This is a genomic window from Pseudocitrobacter faecalis (assembly GCF_965231525.1).
In the GTDB taxonomy this organism is placed as follows: Bacteria; Pseudomonadota; Gammaproteobacteria; order Enterobacterales; family Enterobacteriaceae; genus Pseudocitrobacter; species Pseudocitrobacter faecalis.
On sequence record NZ_CBDDNJ010000002.1, the window covers coordinates 3,321,306 to 3,337,096 of the forward strand.

The 15,791-nt window shown below is 55.3% G+C and carries 12 protein-coding genes; 1 reads left to right on the plus strand and 11 read right to left on the minus strand.

The window, feature by feature from the left end:
• Positions 1 to 90 precede the first annotated feature (90 nt).
• Positions 91 to 1,065, plus strand: a complete 975-nt coding sequence (gene hemB / locus ACOXYR_RS16430) for a porphobilinogen synthase (protein ID WP_015965655.1) — start codon at positions 91 to 93, stop codon at positions 1,063 to 1,065.
• Between the two features lie 221 nt (positions 1,066 to 1,286).
• On the opposite strand, the gene tauD is transcribed toward hemB, so the two are convergent.
• The 11 genes from tauD to ACOXYR_RS16485 all read right to left on the minus strand — a co-directional run bounded on the left by tauD (position 1,287) and on the right by ACOXYR_RS16485 (position 15,752).
• The gene (gene tauD, locus ACOXYR_RS16435; protein ID WP_108474773.1) at positions 1,287 to 2,135 is read right to left on the minus strand and encodes a taurine dioxygenase; all 849 of its coding nucleotides are present in this window, start codon (positions 2,133 to 2,135) and stop codon (positions 1,287 to 1,289) included.
• A complete protein-coding gene (gene tauC, locus ACOXYR_RS16440) occupies positions 2,132 to 2,959 on the minus strand; it encodes a taurine ABC transporter permease TauC (protein ID WP_189624253.1) in 828 nt (275 codons plus the stop codon). Before tauC ends, tauD begins: the two co-directional genes overlap by 4 nt.
• Positions 2,956 to 3,723 (minus strand): taurine ABC transporter ATP-binding subunit, encoded by a 768-nt coding sequence (gene tauB, locus ACOXYR_RS16445; protein ID WP_421355816.1) that lies wholly within the window; start codon positions 3,721 to 3,723, stop codon positions 2,956 to 2,958. The genes tauC and tauB overlap by 4 nt, the downstream gene beginning before the upstream one ends.
• A gap of 10 nt (positions 3,724 to 3,733) precedes the next feature.
• Positions 3,734 to 4,696, minus strand: a complete 963-nt coding sequence (tauA, locus tag ACOXYR_RS16450) for a taurine ABC transporter substrate-binding protein (RefSeq protein ID WP_108474770.1) — start codon at positions 4,694 to 4,696, stop codon at positions 3,734 to 3,736.
• A gap of 236 nt (positions 4,697 to 4,932) precedes the next feature.
• The gene (mmuM, locus tag ACOXYR_RS16455) at positions 4,933 to 5,871 is read right to left on the minus strand and encodes a homocysteine S-methyltransferase (protein ID WP_421355815.1); all 939 of its coding nucleotides are present in this window, start codon (positions 5,869 to 5,871) and stop codon (positions 4,933 to 4,935) included.
• Positions 5,858 to 7,264, minus strand: coding sequence for an S-methylmethionine permease (mmuP, locus tag ACOXYR_RS16460; protein WP_421355814.1), 1,407 nt, complete (start codon positions 7,262 to 7,264; stop codon positions 5,858 to 5,860). The genes mmuM and mmuP overlap by 14 nt, the downstream gene beginning before the upstream one ends.
• Before the next feature lie 912 nt (positions 7,265 to 8,176).
• Positions 8,177 to 9,298, minus strand: a complete 1,122-nt coding sequence (locus tag ACOXYR_RS16465) for a ribosomal protein uL16 3-hydroxylase (RefSeq protein ID WP_108474766.1) — start codon at positions 9,296 to 9,298, stop codon at positions 8,177 to 8,179.
• 131 nt (positions 9,299 to 9,429) lie between these two features.
• The gene (locus ACOXYR_RS16470) at positions 9,430 to 10,644 is read right to left on the minus strand and encodes a serine hydrolase domain-containing protein (protein ID WP_421356121.1); all 1,215 of its coding nucleotides are present in this window, start codon (positions 10,642 to 10,644) and stop codon (positions 9,430 to 9,432) included.
• Positions 10,645 to 10,827: 183 nt separating this feature from the next.
• Positions 10,828 to 11,934: a porin OmpC gene (ompC, locus tag ACOXYR_RS16475; protein ID WP_350437146.1), complete on the minus strand. Its 1,107-nt coding sequence runs from the start codon at positions 11,932 to 11,934 to the stop codon at positions 10,828 to 10,830.
• A 453-nt stretch (positions 11,935 to 12,387) separates the two neighbouring features.
• Positions 12,388 to 13,563, minus strand: a complete 1,176-nt coding sequence (locus tag ACOXYR_RS16480; protein ID WP_108474764.1) for a beta-barrel domain-containing protein — start codon at positions 13,561 to 13,563, stop codon at positions 12,388 to 12,390.
• Positions 13,560 to 15,752, minus strand: a complete 2,193-nt coding sequence (locus tag ACOXYR_RS16485; protein ID WP_421356122.1) for a type I secretion system permease/ATPase — start codon at positions 15,750 to 15,752, stop codon at positions 13,560 to 13,562. Before ACOXYR_RS16485 ends, ACOXYR_RS16480 begins: the two co-directional genes overlap by 4 nt.
• Positions 15,753 to 15,791 lie beyond the last annotated feature (39 nt).

Genomic DNA, 15,791 nt, shown 5'->3' on the forward strand with positions numbered 1-15,791 from the left:
CCTTCCCCCTTTATAAGCACAACTTTAGTAAAACATCCCGGTGATGATTCGGTTACAATGGAGGTCTGTTCCACAAACATCAGGCAAATCATGACCGATTTAATCACTCGCCCACGCCGTCTGCGCCGCTCGCCAGCGCTGCGCGCTATGTTTGAAGAGACAACACTGAGCTTAAACGACCTGGTGTTGCCGATCTTTGTTGAAGAAGAGATCAACGACTACAAGGCCATCGACGCCATGCCAGGCGTGATGCGTATCCCGGAGAAACATCTCGCCCGCGAAATCGAACGTATTGCGAATGCGGGTATCCGCTCGGTAATGACCTTCGGTATTTCGCATCACACCGACGCCACCGGCAGCGATGCCTGGAAGGAAGACGGCCTCGTGGCGCGTATGTCGCGCATCTGTAAAGACGCCGTGCCGGAAATGATTGTCATGTCCGACACCTGCTTCTGCGAATATACCTCTCACGGCCACTGCGGCGTGCTGTGCGATCACGGTGTGGATAACGATGCAACCCTGCTGAATCTGGGCAAGCAAGCGGTGGTTGCCGCAGCGGCAGGTGCAGATTTCATCGCGCCGTCTGCGGCAATGGATGGTCAGGTGCAGGCAATCCGTCAGGCGCTGGACGCTGCCGGATTTACCGATACTGCAATCATGTCCTACTCCACTAAATTCGCCTCCTCGTTCTATGGCCCGTTCCGCGAAGCGGCAGGCACAGCGCTGAAAGGTGACCGTAAAACCTATCAGATGAATCCTATGAACCGCCGCGAGGCAATACGAGAATCACTACTTGATGAAGCACAAGGTGCAGATTGTCTGATGGTGAAGCCGGCGGGTCCGTATCTGGACATTTTGCGGGATATTCGTGAACGTACAGAGCTGCCGATTGGTGCATATCAGGTGAGCGGTGAGTACGCGATGATCAAATTCGCCGCTCAGGCGGGTGCGATTGATGAAGAGAAAGTCGTGCTGGAAAGTCTGGGTGCGATTAAGCGCGCGGGTGCGGATCTTATCTTTAGCTACTTTGCGCTGGATTTGGCTGAGAAGAAAATTCTGCGCTAGTGGGTGGTTTTTCCCCCTCACCCTAACCCTCTCCCTCAAGGGAGAGGGGAGTGATTGTGCATGGTTGTTAAGTTCTTCGCCGGCTTTTCCCCCTCACCCTAACCCTCTCCCTCCAGGGAGAGGGGACTGATTGTGCACAGTTGCTAAGTTCTGCGCCGGTTTTCCCCCTCTCCCTGTGGGAGAGGGCCGGGGTGAGGGCATCAGCCCGCACATTTCCCCCATCAAGCACGATAAAACGGCTTATCCCCCAGAATCGTTGCCCGGTGCATAATCCGTCGCTGCGGCAAATAATCGGCATTGGCGTAGTGCTGCGTGACACGGTTATCCCAAATCGCCACATCGTTTGGCTGCCAGCGCCAGCGCACCTGAAATTCTGGTTTCGTGATATGCGCAAACAGAAAACTCAGCAGCGCCTCGCTCTCTTTCTCCGACACATCCACAATTCGCGTCGTAAATCCTTCGTTAACGAACAGCGCCTGCTTGCCCGTTACCGGATGCGTGCGCACCACCGGATGCAACAGTGGCGGATGTTTGGCCACTGCTTCCAGCCAGCGCTGATGCTCCTCTTCGGTTTTGCGGTATTTATATTCCTGGAACGATTTCTTAAAATCGTGCTCTGCCTGCAATCCGCTTAACAGTTTACGGAACGGCTCAGAAAGCGCCTCCCACGCCGCAATACCGCTTGCCCATAACGTATCACCGCCGGTAGAAGGTAGTTCTTTCGACGCCAGGATCGCGCCCGCAGGCGGCGTGTCGATAAACGTGACGTCGGTATGCCAGTTATCGTTATCCGGTGGATTATTGTCATGCGTATCCAGAACGATAATTTCCTCCACGCCAGGCGCGTGAGGATATACCGGGTGAATATGCAGATCGCCAAATCGCAATGCGAGGTCACGCTGTAGTTCAGGGGTAATCACCTGATTACGCAAGAAAATGACCTGATGACGCAGCATTGCATGATAAAGCTGTTCGAACTGGTTATCGTTCAGTGGGCGGGTTAAATCCACACCGCTAATTTCTGCACCAATATACGGCCCCAGTGGGGTAACAGTCAGGCGTTCACTCATTGCACTTCTCCATGCCAGGGCGTCAGACGACGCTGCAATGCGCGCAGCCCCAGTTCTAATACAAACGCGATAATCGCAATCACCGCAATGCCTGCCAGCACGACATCCGTCGCTAAAAACTCACCAGCAGATTGCACCATAAATCCTAATCCGCGCGTGGCGGCGATGAGTTCAGCCGCAACCAGCGTCGACCAGCCTACGCCCAGGCCAATACGCAGCCCGGTGAGGATCTCCGGCAGCGCGCCTGGCAGAATCACATACCACAGCACCTGGCGACGGCTGGCGCCCAGCGACTGCGCAGCGCGAATGCGTACCTGCTGCGCACTCTTTACACCAGCCAGCGCCGACATAGCGACCGGGGCGAAAATCGCCAGGTAGATCAGCAAGATCTTCGAGGTTTCCCCGATACCGAACCAGATAACCATCAGCGGCAAGTAGGCCAGCGGCGGCACCGGGCGGTAAAGTTCGATAATCGGATCCAGAATACCGCGCACCGTGGCGTTCAGGCCCATTGCAATTCCCACAGGGACGCCAATCAGCACAGCGGCCAGCAACGCGACCAGAATACGCGCCAGGCTCGCCGAAAGGTGCTGCCACAGGGTGGCATCCATAAAGCCCTGCGGCCCGGCAATAACAATCAGTTTTTGCAGCACCTGCCCCGGCGGCGGCAGAAAGAGTGGGCTGATAAGCTGAAGGGCGGCCACCGCCCACCATACCGTTAACAGCACCAGCAGCGTCGCCAGGCTTAACGTTATCTGGCGGGAAAGCGGCCAGCGCCACTTCACCGTTTTCAGGCGCGGTTTATCATTGGCAACGACGCTCATGAGAAGGCCTCCCGTTGTTCAAATACCCGGCTCAGTACGTACTCGCGCATGGCGATAAACTGCGGGTCTGATTTAATGCTGCGGCAGGATTCCCCTGCCACGTAACGACGGGCGAAGTCGAGGGGCAAGCGCTCCATCACGCGGCCCGGCCCCGGAGAAAGCAACACCAGTTCTGTCGCTAAAAAGACCGCTTCTTCAATATCATGTGTAATCAACATGATCTGCTTACCGGTGTCATTCCACAGTTTCAGCAGCAGGGTTTGCATCTGTTCGCGGGTAAAAGCATCCAGCGCGCCGAACGGTTCATCCAGCAGGAGTAACTGCGGGTTTGCCGCCAGTGCGCGGGCGATTCCGACACGCTGACGCTGACCGCCGGAAAGCTGCCAGACAAAGCGTTTTTCCGCCCCTTCCAGCCCGACTTTCTTCAGCATTTCGCGGGCGATTTCCAGCCGTTCGGCCTTCGCCATTCCGCTCAACTGAAGCCCCAGCGCGATGTTGTCCTGCACATTGCGCCACGGCAGCAGCCCTTCGTTCTGGAAGACCACACCGCGCTCTGCGCCCGGCCCGTCTACACGTTTTCCACCGAGCGTGATGCTGCCCTGCTGATACGGTACAAATCCGGCAATCAGGTTCAGCAGCGTGGTTTTGCCACAGCCTGACGGGCCAAGCACCACCAACAGTTCACCGCTGTCCAGCGTGAGGTTGATATCCTCCAGCACCGGCTTACCGCCGTAATCGGCATAAAGATGAGAAAGTTGCAGCATCACAGACTCCTTATTTCACAAAGCGATCGGTCACGTACTGACTGTAATCCGTCGCCGCCGCAGGCACTTTCCCCTGCGCTTTGAGGAATTCGGCGGTGTCGATAATGGCCTTGTTAACCGGGCCGTTCAGCTCTTTTGCCTGCTGGTCGGCGGTGAGATAGGTATTTCCCTTTACCAACCCCGGTACATCCGCTTCCGGTACGCCGCTTAAGCGCGCCAGCTTGCTGATGTTATCCGGCTGCTTAAGCCAGGCTTCCGGGTTGTCGATGTATGCACGTTGGGCATCAATAGCGCTTTTCGCGAACGCGCGCACCACGTCAGGATGCTTCTCAGCAAAGTCTTTACGCACGACCCACACGTCGAGCGTTGGCGATCCCCACTGGCCCACTTTTTCCGAATCAGTCAGCACGGTGCCGTCTTTTTCCAGCTCATTAACCGCCGGGGCCCAGACGTATGCGCCATCAATATCGCCACGCTGCCAGGCGGCAATAATCGCCGGTGGCTGAAGGTTGAGAATTTGCACCTGCCCAGGCTTAATGCCCCAGTGCTTCAGCGCAGCCAACAGGCTGTAATGCGTGGTGGAGATAAACGGCACGGCAATGCGTTTGCCGATTAAATCTTCTGGTTTGGTGATATTTTTCTTCACCACCAGCGCTTCGGAATTACCGAGCTGCGAGGCAAGCAGGAAGACTTCAATAGGCACCTGCTGGCTGGCCGCGACCGCGAGCGGGCTGGAGCCAAGATTCCCGATTTGTACGTCGCCCGAGGCCAGTGCCCGAACGATACTCGCACCACTGTCGAACTTGCGCCAGTCCGGCTTTGCACCGCTCAGTTTGCTGAAAGTGTCATCCGCCTGCGCGACTTTCGCCGGTTCGGCGGAAGTCTGGTATGCGATGGTAACGTCCACGGCCTGTGCCTGAAATGCGATCAGTGCGGCGGCGGCGAAGAGTGAAATACGCGATGAAATAGCCATTGTCTGCTCCCTCTGTGTCTTGTTATGGGTGCAGTATTTCCGGGCGTTGAATTTTGATAAAGGAATTAAAAGGTCTTGTTAATGCCTTTTCGTTTTTAGAAAAAAAGTGGGATTAGATAGATGGAAAATGGGGAAAGCGGTGGATTATCCCCTCACCCCAGCCCTCTCCCACAGGGAGAGGGAGAAAATCAGCGGGCACCATCGGCCCCTCTCCCTTGAGGGTGAGGGGGAATGCATCAGTGCCCACGAACTGCCGCTAATGCCGCAATATCCGCAGGCGTCGTCCGACAGCAGCCGCCAATCAGCCTCGCCCCCGCCTCCAGCCATTGCGGTAAATGGTGCGCTAAGGTATCGCACGCTTCACCGTGATGGTGCCAGGTTTTACTCACCGCATCGTAGTGCTCGCCGGAATTGGGATACACCACCAGCGGCAGCGGTGTCAGGCTATGCAGATAGCCGAGTGCGTCGTTGGTGTTTTCCAGCGCGATACAGTTAATGCCTAGCGCAATAATTTGCGGATAGCGGGAAAGCGCCGCCACCACATCCTGCAATGGCGTGCCATCGCTCAGATGCTGCGCATCGCGCAGCGTGAAAGAGAACCAGGCACGGGCTTCGGGATATTCTGCCAGCAATGCCGCCAGCGCCGAGATTTCCGCAAACGACGGCAGCGTTTCGCAGGCCAGCAGATCGGCCCCGGCCTCCAGCAACGCGTCTACGCGAGGGCGATGAAATGCCTGAAATTCTTCCGCGCTACGTTGATAATCACCGCGATACTCCGAACCATCGGCCAGATACGCGCCATATGGCCCAACCGAGCCAGCAATCAACAACGTTCCCGCCTGCGGATTTTCCGTTAGATACCGCTCTCGCGCTTCTTGCGCCAGTGCAACGCTACGGGCAATTAATGCGCGAGACTGTGCTTCATCCAACCCACGCGCTGCAAAACCCGCGGGTGTCGCCTGATAGCTGGCGGTTATCGCCACCCGCGCCCCGGCACGGAAATAGTCGAGATGCACATCGCGAATCAGCGTCGGATTTTCCATCAACACTTTCGCCGACCACAGGCTATCGGCCAGGTTACAACCGCGCCCTTCCAGTTCGGTGGCCATTGCGCCATCCAGCAATACGAACGGTTCAGCGTCGAGAATGGCGGTTAACGGATTACTCTGCGGCATGTTGGATCTCCTGAACAGGCTGACGGGAACGCGTCAGATAATAAGCGCCATAGCACAGCGCGACAAACGGCAACCCACAATAAAGCGCGATGCGCTGGCTCGGGTCAAACGCCAGGCCCACACAGGCGACCAGACAAAGGATAAAGCCCAACACCGGCACCAGCGGGTACCACGGCGCGCGGTACTGCAATTCGCTCAGCGCCCGGCCCTGCTGCAGATGGCGACGACGGAAGACAAAGTGCGAGGCGCAAATGCTAAGCCACACCGCAACAACGGCAAACCCGGAAATGGCCGACAGCGCAACAAACACCGTATCCGGCGCAATGATGCTGGAAAAGAGCGCCAGCACGCCGCCCAGCATACTCACCGATAACGCCACCAGCGGCACGCCGTTTTTCGTCACGCGAGAAAAACAGTACGGTAACGTGCGTTCATTAGAAAGCGACCACAGCATGCGCCCGGAGGCATAAAGCCCCGAGTTCGCGGCCGACAGAATCGCCGTCAGAATGACAAAGTTAAAGATATCCGCCGCATACGGAATCCCGACTTTTTCGAAGACCAGCACAAACGGACTTTTCTCTACGCCAGCCTGCTGCATGGGGATCAGCGCCGCCAGCACAAAAACGGTGCCAATAAAGAAGATAATCAAACGGGCAATGGTGGTGCGAATGGCAACAGGAATAACCTTGTGCGGATTTTCCGTTTCCCCGGCGGCAATGCCAATGAGTTCAGTACCTGAGAAGGCGAAGTTCACCGCCACCATGGTCATCAGGATTGGCAAGCCACCGTGGGGGAACCAGCCTTCAGCGGTAATGTTATGCAACCCTGGCGCCGGTGAACCGTCCTGCATCGGGATAAAACCAAAGATGGCTGCACCGCCGAGAATAATGAAAGCAATAATGGTGATCACTTTGATCAGCGAGAACCAGAATTCACCTTCGGCAAAGAAGCGCGTAGAGATAACGTTCAGGCCGTAAATCAGCACGCAGAACACCAGGCACCACACCCAAATGGGTACCTGCGGGAACCAGTATTGCATACAGAATCCGGCGGCGGTGAAGCTGGAACCGAGCGCGACTGTCCAGGTAAGCCAGTAAAGCCAGGCGACAGCATACCCGGTTGCCGGGCCGAGATAGCGGGAGGCGTAAACATGAAATGCCCCGGTTTCCGGCATTGCAACGGAGAGTTCGCCGAGGCACTGCATCACCAGCCAGACGACCAGCGCACCAATCAGATAGGCCAGTAATGTTCCCGCCGCGCCGGTGGTCGAGATGATATAGCCGGTGTTGAAAAATAGCCCTGTGCCAATGACACCACCCAGCGACAGCATTATCAGGTGACGCGTTTTCATGGTGCGCTTGAGTTGCCCACCTTGTTGTTGTGTTGTTTGCATTATGACCTTCTAAACGTATGGACATCTAAACATCCAGATGAAGGTGTTGTTATACCGCGTATGGTGGGGAAATGCAAAATGGGGGAAATGTGCGCGCCGATGCCCTCACCCCGGCCCTCTCCCACAGGGAGAGGGAGAAAACCGGCGCAGCACTTAGCAATGTGCACAATCGGTCCCCTCTCCCACAGAGAGAGGGAGAAAACCGGCGCAGCACTTAGCAACGTGCACAATCGGTCCCCTCTCCCTTGAGGGAGAGGGTTAGAGCGAGGGGGAAATGTGCGCACCGATGCCCTCACCCCGGCCCTCTCCCACAGGGAGAGGGAGAAAACCGGCGCAACACTTAGCAACATGCACAATCGGTCCCCTCTCCCTTGAGGGAGAGGGTTAGGGTGAGGGGGAAATGTGCGCACCGATGCCCTCACCCCGGCCCTCTCCCACAGGGAGAGGGAGAAAACCGGCGCAGCACTTAGCAACGTGCACAATCAGTCCCCTCTCCCTTGAGGGAGAGGGTTAGGGTGAGGGGGAAATGTGCGCACCGATGCCCTCACCCCGGCCCTCTCCCACAGATAGAGGGAGAAAACCAGCGCAGCACTTAACAACGTGCACAATCAGTCCCCTCTCCCTTGAGGGAGAGGGTTAGGGTGAGGGGGAAATGTGCGCGCCGATGCCCTCACCCCGGCCCTCTCCCACGGGGAGAGGGAGAAATCCGGCGCAGCACTTAACAACGTGCACAATCAATCCCCTCTCCCTTGAGGGAGAGGGTTAGGGTGAGGGGGAAAACGTGCGCGCTGATGCCCTCACCCCGGCCCTCTCCCACAGGGAGAGGGGGAAAACATGCACTGAATTTACCAATGTGCACAATCTGTCCCCTCTCCCTTGAGGGAGAGGGTTAGGGTGAGGGGGAAAAGCGCACTACTCGTCGAAGAACCAATATCCCTGATTAATCAACGCCGTCAGCTCATCAGCGAACACCGGGTTAGTTAACGCCTCGCCCAGCTCAGCTTTGCCAAGCGTCGTATAACGGGAGAGCGCATCAGCCGCCGCCGCGTCACTGACATCCAGCGGCTCACTGTTAACGAAAACGCTGCCGTTCACGCTCAGCACACGCAGTCCGTTCAAACGCACCAGCGTTTCTCCGTCCATCAGCGCGTCTACCACTTCCTGCGGCGCGTAAGGCGGCTCTGCCGGGGCGATATCCAGCTCATGGCGCGGCGTGGTGACAAAGCTTCCGAACCACTGCTTAAAATCGTCCGGCTTGCTGATCATCTCGATCATCATTCCGCGCAGGCGCTCAAGTTCATACTCTTCAATGCGCCCTGCGTGATCGCGCACGGTCAGATCCGGATCGCTGTAGTGTTCGCTGCCGAGATCGTTTTCCAGCGCGTAATCAGCAAAGCTGCTGATCAGATCGCGTCCGTTAGGCCCACGGAAGCCAACGGAATAGTTCAGCGCCGTTTCGTGGGTGAAACCGTCGTGCGGGAATCCCGGCGGAATATAAAGGATATCGCCCGGCTCCAGATCTTCATCGATGATCGGTTCAAACGGATCGACATGCAGCAAAGCCGGATGCGGACAGAACTGGCGCATCGGCAGTTTGTCACCCACGCGCCAGCGGCGGCTGCCCATGCCCTGAATAATAAACACATCATACTGATCGATATGCGGGCCCACGCCGCCACCCGGCACGGAGAAGGAGATCATTAAATCGTCCAGACGCCAGTCCGGCAGGACACGGAACGGGCGCACCAGCTCCGCCGATGGTTCGTGCCAGTGGTTCACCGCCTGCGCCAGCAGCGACCAGCCCGTCTCACCTAAGCCATCGAAATGCTCAAACGGGCCATTGCTCGCCTGCCATTTTCCGTTGGCATGGCTTACCAGTCGACTGTCGACTTCGGGTTCCATCGCCAGGCCAGCCAGTTCATCCGGGGTGATCGGATCAACAAAGTCAGCGAACGCTTTCTTCAGTACAACAGGTTTTTTCTGCCAGTATTTCTCAAGAAACTCCGGCCAGTTAAGGTTAAGTTGATAAGCCATTTTTCATACCATCAGTGAGCAAACAGGCCTGATTATACGGAGCAGAGGAACAGCGCCGCCTTGTCATGGGTCAATCGCGCGCGATATGACCATTTCGCGACACACGTAGCAGCAACAAGCGGGCTCGCGGGTTACTGCGCCGCGCAGATCCGGGGATGATCGCTGGCGACCGCCATGCGCAACAACAGGCGATGACCAATATCGTTCTGCCAGTTAAAACTGTTTTGCAGTACCACGATGGCGTTGTCGTGGCGTTTATCCAGGCCGATATAACTGCTGTACCCCCCAATAAAACCGGATTGGTAAAGCAGCGTTTGACCATAGGCGGAATAGCCGAGCCAGCCCAGGGCCGCGGCATTGTCATCACTCTGGAAGCGGCGAAGTGTCATGGCATCGGCAAAAGCGTGATCCAGTTGGGTGTCACCGGAGCCGGAGAGATGCGCCTGCAAATAACGCAGCAGATCGTTTCCTGTTGACCATAGCGACGCGGCGCCGACCATATCATGGCTGAAGCGCCACTCCGGTACCACTTCGCCACGGGCAATAAACTTTGGCTGGTCGCCCGCCTGACCACGCGCACGCAGAATATAGCCGGGGAGTGTTTCCGGCACGTAGCCCGTGTGCAACATTTTTAGCGGGATGAATATATCCTGCTGTGCCATTTCGGGAATCGTTCGCGAGGCGCTTTGCTCAAGCGCACTGTCTAAAATGGCGTAACCCAGATTGGAATAATTCACCTGAACGTTATCCGGCGCGCGGAAGGTGCTGAGATAATCCTGATACTCACCGCGATCCAGGTCATCGTAAAACTGTTCACCGGTAAAAACATAGCGCACCAGTTTACCCAGCATCGGTAAATCAAAAGCCTGTCTTGGCAAACCCGCCGTATGGCTGGCAAGTTGCTCGACGGTAATCTTTTGCGCGTCCGGACTCAGCTCTTTCGCAGAAGGCAATAATTCGTGGAGCGTCGAATGCCACGTCAGCTTATTTCTCTGCACCTGTAGGGCGGCAATTTCGGCGGTCACGCCTTTAGTCACCGACCCTAAAGCGAAAAGCGTATCGCCGGTAACCGGCACGCGTCTATCGGAATCCGTAAAACCATAGCTGAAGAGTTGTGGCGGCTGATTATGTGAAATCACGCCGATCACCAGCGCGGTGGAACGCTGGCGAGCAAAATGATTGCGGGAAAGTTGCGCTATTTGGCGGTCGAGGGGGGCGTCGCAGAGCGTGTGTAGTGAAGTATTGTTATCCAGCGTGTCAACGGGATTGCTGGAAAGCGAGGAGTGACAGCCTGTCAGGAACATGCCCATCAGAAGGGTTAACGATAATGGGATGGTCTTCAGCAAAATCTCACTCTTTCCTGCGCTGCGCACTTTTTCGACGCGCAATAATAAAGGAATGACAGAGATAAGGACAGCAGGAAAAAGGCTAAAAATTATTTGCCGAATAACATAATGTCATCCGGCAAATAACAGGCATTGAGGGTTGTAAAGCTTACGCCAGCGTCAATGCTGGCGTATTCAGGCTAATCAGAACTGGTAAACAGCGCCGATACCGACCTGATTATCTGTATTCAGACCAAAGCGCTGAACATCGGCATTATCGCTGTCGAGCAGGTTGATTTTATAATCTGCATAGACAGCCATGTTTTTATTGAAGTAGTAGTTCGCGCCCACTTCGATATATTTCACGATATCCATATCGCCAGAGCCATTATGGTCGCCGCGAGACTGCAAATAGGCGATGGATGGACGCAGACCGAAATCAAACTGATACTGAGCAACCAGTTCGATGTTTTTGGTTTTGTCGAACACAGCAGTCAGGTCAGTGTTTGCAGCATCCTTATAGCTTACGCCGGTCATGTTACGGGTTTCCGCATAGGTCGCCGCCAGGTACAGGTTGTTCGCGTCATATTTCAGACCACCCGCCCAGGCTTCTGCGTTTTCTGCGGTGTTTTGAGTACGTGTCTGCTGCTGGTCGGTACGCTTAGAACCGGAGTACGCCGCGGAAGCCGCGAAGCCTTCAGCAAATTCGTAGGATACGGAACCGCCCCAACCTTCGCCGTTCTGCTTCAGCACGTTATCGCGACCATTGTTGGTTTCACCGCTGCCACCGTTCTTGCCCTGGTACTGGATAGCAAAGTTCAGGCCATCAACCAGGCCGAAGAAGCCGGTGTTACGGTAGGTCGCGAGGCCGTTCGCACGACCGGTCATGAAGCCGTCGGTCTGGGTGTAGGAGTCCCCGCCGAACACCGGCAGCATATCGGTCCAGGCTTCTACGTCGTAGATAACGCCGTAGTTACGACCATAGTCGAAGCTGCCGTATTCGCCTGCGTTCAGGCCGGCAAACGCCAGACGGGTTGCGGTGTCCGCACCGTCTTCGGTTTTGTTGCCCTGAATGTTGTATTCCCACTGGCCGTAACCGGTCAGTTGGTCATTGATCTGCGTTTCCCCTTTGAAACCGAAACGAACATAGGTGTTATCGCCATCGGCACCTTTGTCGTCAGAGAAAATATGGCGAGCATCAACCTTGCCATATAAATCGAGTTTATTTCCGTCTTTGTTATAGATTTCTGCTGCGTGTGCTGCGCCTGCGGCCAGAATGGCAGGAATAACGACTGCGAGAATTTTTTTCATATTAAGCCACCATCATTATATTTAGTTTTAAGAGTATGAACGGTGCAAATTGACTATTCATACGTGCTTCTTTGTGAAGCGATTCATACGTTATTGAAATATTCAGAAATGGACAGCGGGCACATGTAACAAAATGTAAAAACAGGATCAAGTTGGCTTATTTGATGTATGAATTCGAAATTAGACAATCCTGATAAAACATTTTATTAACGTAAAATGATCATGCACTAAAATAGTACACAAACGGTAAACATGAATATTTATAGAATATAATTTCGGGTGGTATTATCAGGCTGAAAATAAAAAACAGAGGGATTAGTGGGGAGTTGGGAGAGGGAGTGGGTTTATGAGCTTTCCCCCTCACCCCGGCCCTCTCCCTCAGGGAGAGGGAGAAAACCGCGCTAATTTAACCATTGGCACACGCTCAGGGAGAGGGTTAGGGTGAGGGAACCGTCACCGCTCGCGTAACGCTTCCTGCACTTTATTAAACGGTTTAATCAAATAATCGAGTACCGTTTTACTGCCGGTGCGGATATCCACCGTCGCAATCATGCCCGGAAAAATGGGGGATTTATGGCCATTTTTATTCTCAACAAAGTTGTGGTCAGTGCGAATATAAACGCGGTAATAGTAAACATCGCGCTTCACATCATCCTGAATCGTATCGGGCGATATCATGACAACTTCACCACTCAGCCCTCCATAAATGGAATAATCATAAGCGGTAATTTTTACCAACGCTTCCTGGCCGGGATGGATAAATGCGACATCCCGCGGTGAAATATGCGCTTCAATCAGCATCTGATCGTCAAGCGGTACCATACTCATTAATTTGCCATTCGGTGGGATGACGCCGCCCACGGTGGTCACTTCGATATCTTTTACAATACCAGTGACCGGCGCAGTAAATTCCAGACGATCGAGAGAATCGGTACGTCCACGAATGACGGATCGCTGAGCCGCAATTTCCTCCTCCGTTTTCGATAATTCCTCACGCGCCCGAACATAATATTGCGTGTTCATTTCGGTGATACGGCTGTTAAGATCGTTTTTTTGCCGTTGCAGACGCAGCACTTCCACATCACTGGCCGCCCCTTTGCGCACTAACGGTTGGGTCATCGCCAGTTCGCGATCGACCAGCACGATGCCCTCACGCAGCCCCTTAATGCCTTCTGTTAAACTGCTGCGACGTGATTCATACAGACGCGTTTCCTGCGCGATCAACGAAGAATAATGCTGCAACTCTTCCGGGAAGGTCAGGGGGGTATCGTTGACTTCCGCATTCAACCGCGCGGCGCGCGCCAGCGCAGCGTTGTAGCGAGAAATACTCTCCTGCACGCCGGACTCCGTTTTGGTACGGTCGAGCTGTGCCAGCACCTGCCCACGTTCAACGATATCGCCCTCTTTCACACTCAGGCGCGTTAAAATGCCGCCTTCCAGCGACTGAATAATCTGTTCGCGGGAGGAAGGCACCACGGTGCCGCTACCGGTCGTCACCTCGTCGAGTTCAAAAAACCAGGCCCAGACCACAAAAAGCGCCAGCAGCAGAGCCAGCGCCCAGGCGACAATCGTCGCGCGCGGCAAGGGAGGCTCATTGAAGTGTCCATCATAGAGATCTTCGCGTCTCATACCGTCTCCTCCTTGCTGCTGTCCGCCGCCGAGCGATTCAATGTGGCACGCCGAACGGTCTGTGCCGGTTTTGCCGCCTCAGCGGGACGTTGCTGCTTAAGAATGACATCGCGCGGGCCATCCATAACCACTTTACCCTTATCCAGCACGATAATGCGATCGACCAGATGGAGGATCGCCAGGCGATGGGTGGCAATCACCAGCGTGCGACGGCCAATCCATTGCTCAAGATGCCCAATCAAACGCTGTTCGCTAATTTCATCCAGCCAGGCCGTTGGCTCATCCATCAGCACAATATTCGGCTGCGTAATCAGCATGCGCGCCAGCAGCAGCGCCTGACGCTGTCCACCCGAGAGGCCAAATCCCCCTTCCAGAATTTGATAGTTGAGGCCATTTTTCTGCTGACGTACAAACTCCAGCGCCCCGCTCATGGCCAGCGCGCGTTGGATATCGTCATCAGAGGCCAGCGGCCTGCCCATGGTGATGTTTTCCCGCACCGAGCCGAAAAAGAGACGCGCATTCTGGCTGAGAAACGCCATGTCACGCCGCACATCGGCAACATCCAGCAACGGCAGGCTGATATCATCAAGTTGAACCGTGCCTGTCTGCGGATCCTGCATCCCGGCTAAGAGTTGCAGCAGCGTACTTTTACCCGAGCCGTTGCGGCCAAGAATCGCCACTTTCTCACCGGCTTTAATCTCGAGCTTCGGTATCGACAGGACGTTAACTTTTTCCTCTTCATCGTAGTAAAAACCCACATTTTCAAGCAGGTAGTTACCGTTCAGATTGGTACGATGCACGCGCTCGCGCGGCTCCGGCTGATCCACTGGGCGCTTCATCAATTCATCAAGGCTTTTGCGCGCCACTTTCGCTGCCTGCCAGCGCGATAAGACACCAGAGATTTGCGCCAGCGGCGCGATAGTGCGCGAGGCCAGAATCGACGTTCCCACCAGCGCACCGGTGGTCATATCGCCGTTCATCACCAGATAGCAGCCCACCAGCAGCACCACTGCATAAACAATCGACTGCACCTCCTGCGTCCAGGTCATCAATAACCCCGTGAGCCAGCGCTGCTTCATGCTGATAGACGCGGCAACATCGTTACTGTTGTTCCACTGATTCTGGAAGCGGCGTTCGGCGCGCAGCAGTTTGATATCTTCAATGCCCTGCACCGCCTCCACCAGCGTGGCGTTGCGGATCGCACTTTCGCGCATACCGTCGTTAGCCAGTTTCGACAGCGGCCTCTGGATCAACATGCCGGGGATGAGCAACAGCGGAATCGCGAGCAGCACCACGAAGACCAGCGGGCCGCCAATCATCCACAAAATGAAGACAAACAACAGGAAGAATGGGATATCACTGACCGTACTGATGGTGGTAGAGGTGATCAGTTCTCGCACCGATTCCAGTTCACGCAACTGGGAAATAAACGTCCCGGTCGATTTGGAACGGGCGTTATTTTTCAGGCGCAAAGCGCGCGCAAAGACGCGATCCGAGATGCGCAAGTCAGCTCTTTTCCCAACGATATCGGAAATATGAACTCGAATCATACGCATGGTGAATTCAAAGGTAATCGCCAGCATCACGCCGCCAAACAGTACCCACAAGGTAGCTTCTGACTGAGAGGGCACCACGCGATCATACACCTGCATCGAAAAAATCATGCCGCTCAGCGCCAGTACGTTAGCCACCAGCGCGGCCAGCATAATATCGCTATAACGACGCCAGTCTTTCAGCGCCAGCTGCCAGAACCAGTTTTTCTTATAGGGTTTGATGTACTCATCGACGCGCACGTCAGGAATGGTATCCTGCGGCCTCGCCACGGCCAGCGACGTCAGGCGGGAAGCCAGCTCGTCGCGGTTGACCACCGTTTGCTGCTCGCCGTCGCCGCTCATCAGCAGGATAAAATTGCCTTCGCCGTCCATGCGCGAGATCACCGCAACGGCGTCATTGTCGAGCACGGCAATCAGCGGCAGTCGCCAGGGGTCAATAAGCGTCAGGTCGGGCGGCGTGTAACGTAGCCCCAGCCCCAACTGGCGCGCGATATCTTCCTGTATTTCGCGCGCTGAATGATTGTGGCCCTGATTCACCGCAACGCGAACGTTCTCTTCGGAAAAATCGAGGCGATAGTGGCGGGCGACGCTGAGCAGCGCCAACAGCCAGGGTTCATGTTGTGTTCGTGTTCTCATTATTATCACTTCCTGTGGCAGCCTGGCAGGATAAGCCAG

Bases quoted from the DNA above. Each gene is read 5' to 3' on its own strand.
- ACOXYR_RS16480 (WP_108474764.1), bottom strand. From the start codon at position 13,563: ATGAGACGCGAAGATCTCTATGATGGACACTTCAATGAGCCTCCCTTG.
- mmuM (WP_421355815.1), bottom strand. From the start codon at position 5,871: ATGCCGCAGAGTAATCCGTTAACCGCCATTCTCGACGCTGAACCGTTC.
- mmuP (WP_421355814.1), bottom strand. From the start codon at position 7,264: ATGCAAACAACACAACAACAAGGTGGGCAACTCAAGCGCACCATGAAA.
- tauA (WP_108474770.1), bottom strand. From the start codon at position 4,696: ATGGCTATTTCATCGCGTATTTCACTCTTCGCCGCCGCCGCACTGATC.
- tauC (WP_189624253.1), bottom strand. From the start codon at position 2,959: ATGAGCGTCGTTGCCAATGATAAACCGCGCCTGAAAACGGTGAAGTGG.
- ACOXYR_RS16465 (WP_108474766.1), bottom strand. From the start codon at position 9,298: ATGGCTTATCAACTTAACCTTAACTGGCCGGAGTTTCTTGAGAAATAC.
- tauD (WP_108474773.1), bottom strand. From the start codon at position 2,135: ATGAGTGAACGCCTGACTGTTACCCCACTGGGGCCGTATATTGGTGCA.
- ACOXYR_RS16485 (WP_421356122.1), bottom strand. From the start codon at position 15,752: ATGAGAACACGAACACAACATGAACCCTGGCTGTTGGCGCTGCTCAGC.
- hemB (WP_015965655.1), top strand. From the start codon at position 91: ATGACCGATTTAATCACTCGCCCACGCCGTCTGCGCCGCTCGCCAGCG.
- ompC (WP_350437146.1), bottom strand. From the start codon at position 11,934: ATGAAAAAAATTCTCGCAGTCGTTATTCCTGCCATTCTGGCCGCAGGC.
- tauB (WP_421355816.1), bottom strand. From the start codon at position 3,723: ATGCTGCAACTTTCTCATCTTTATGCCGATTACGGCGGTAAGCCGGTG.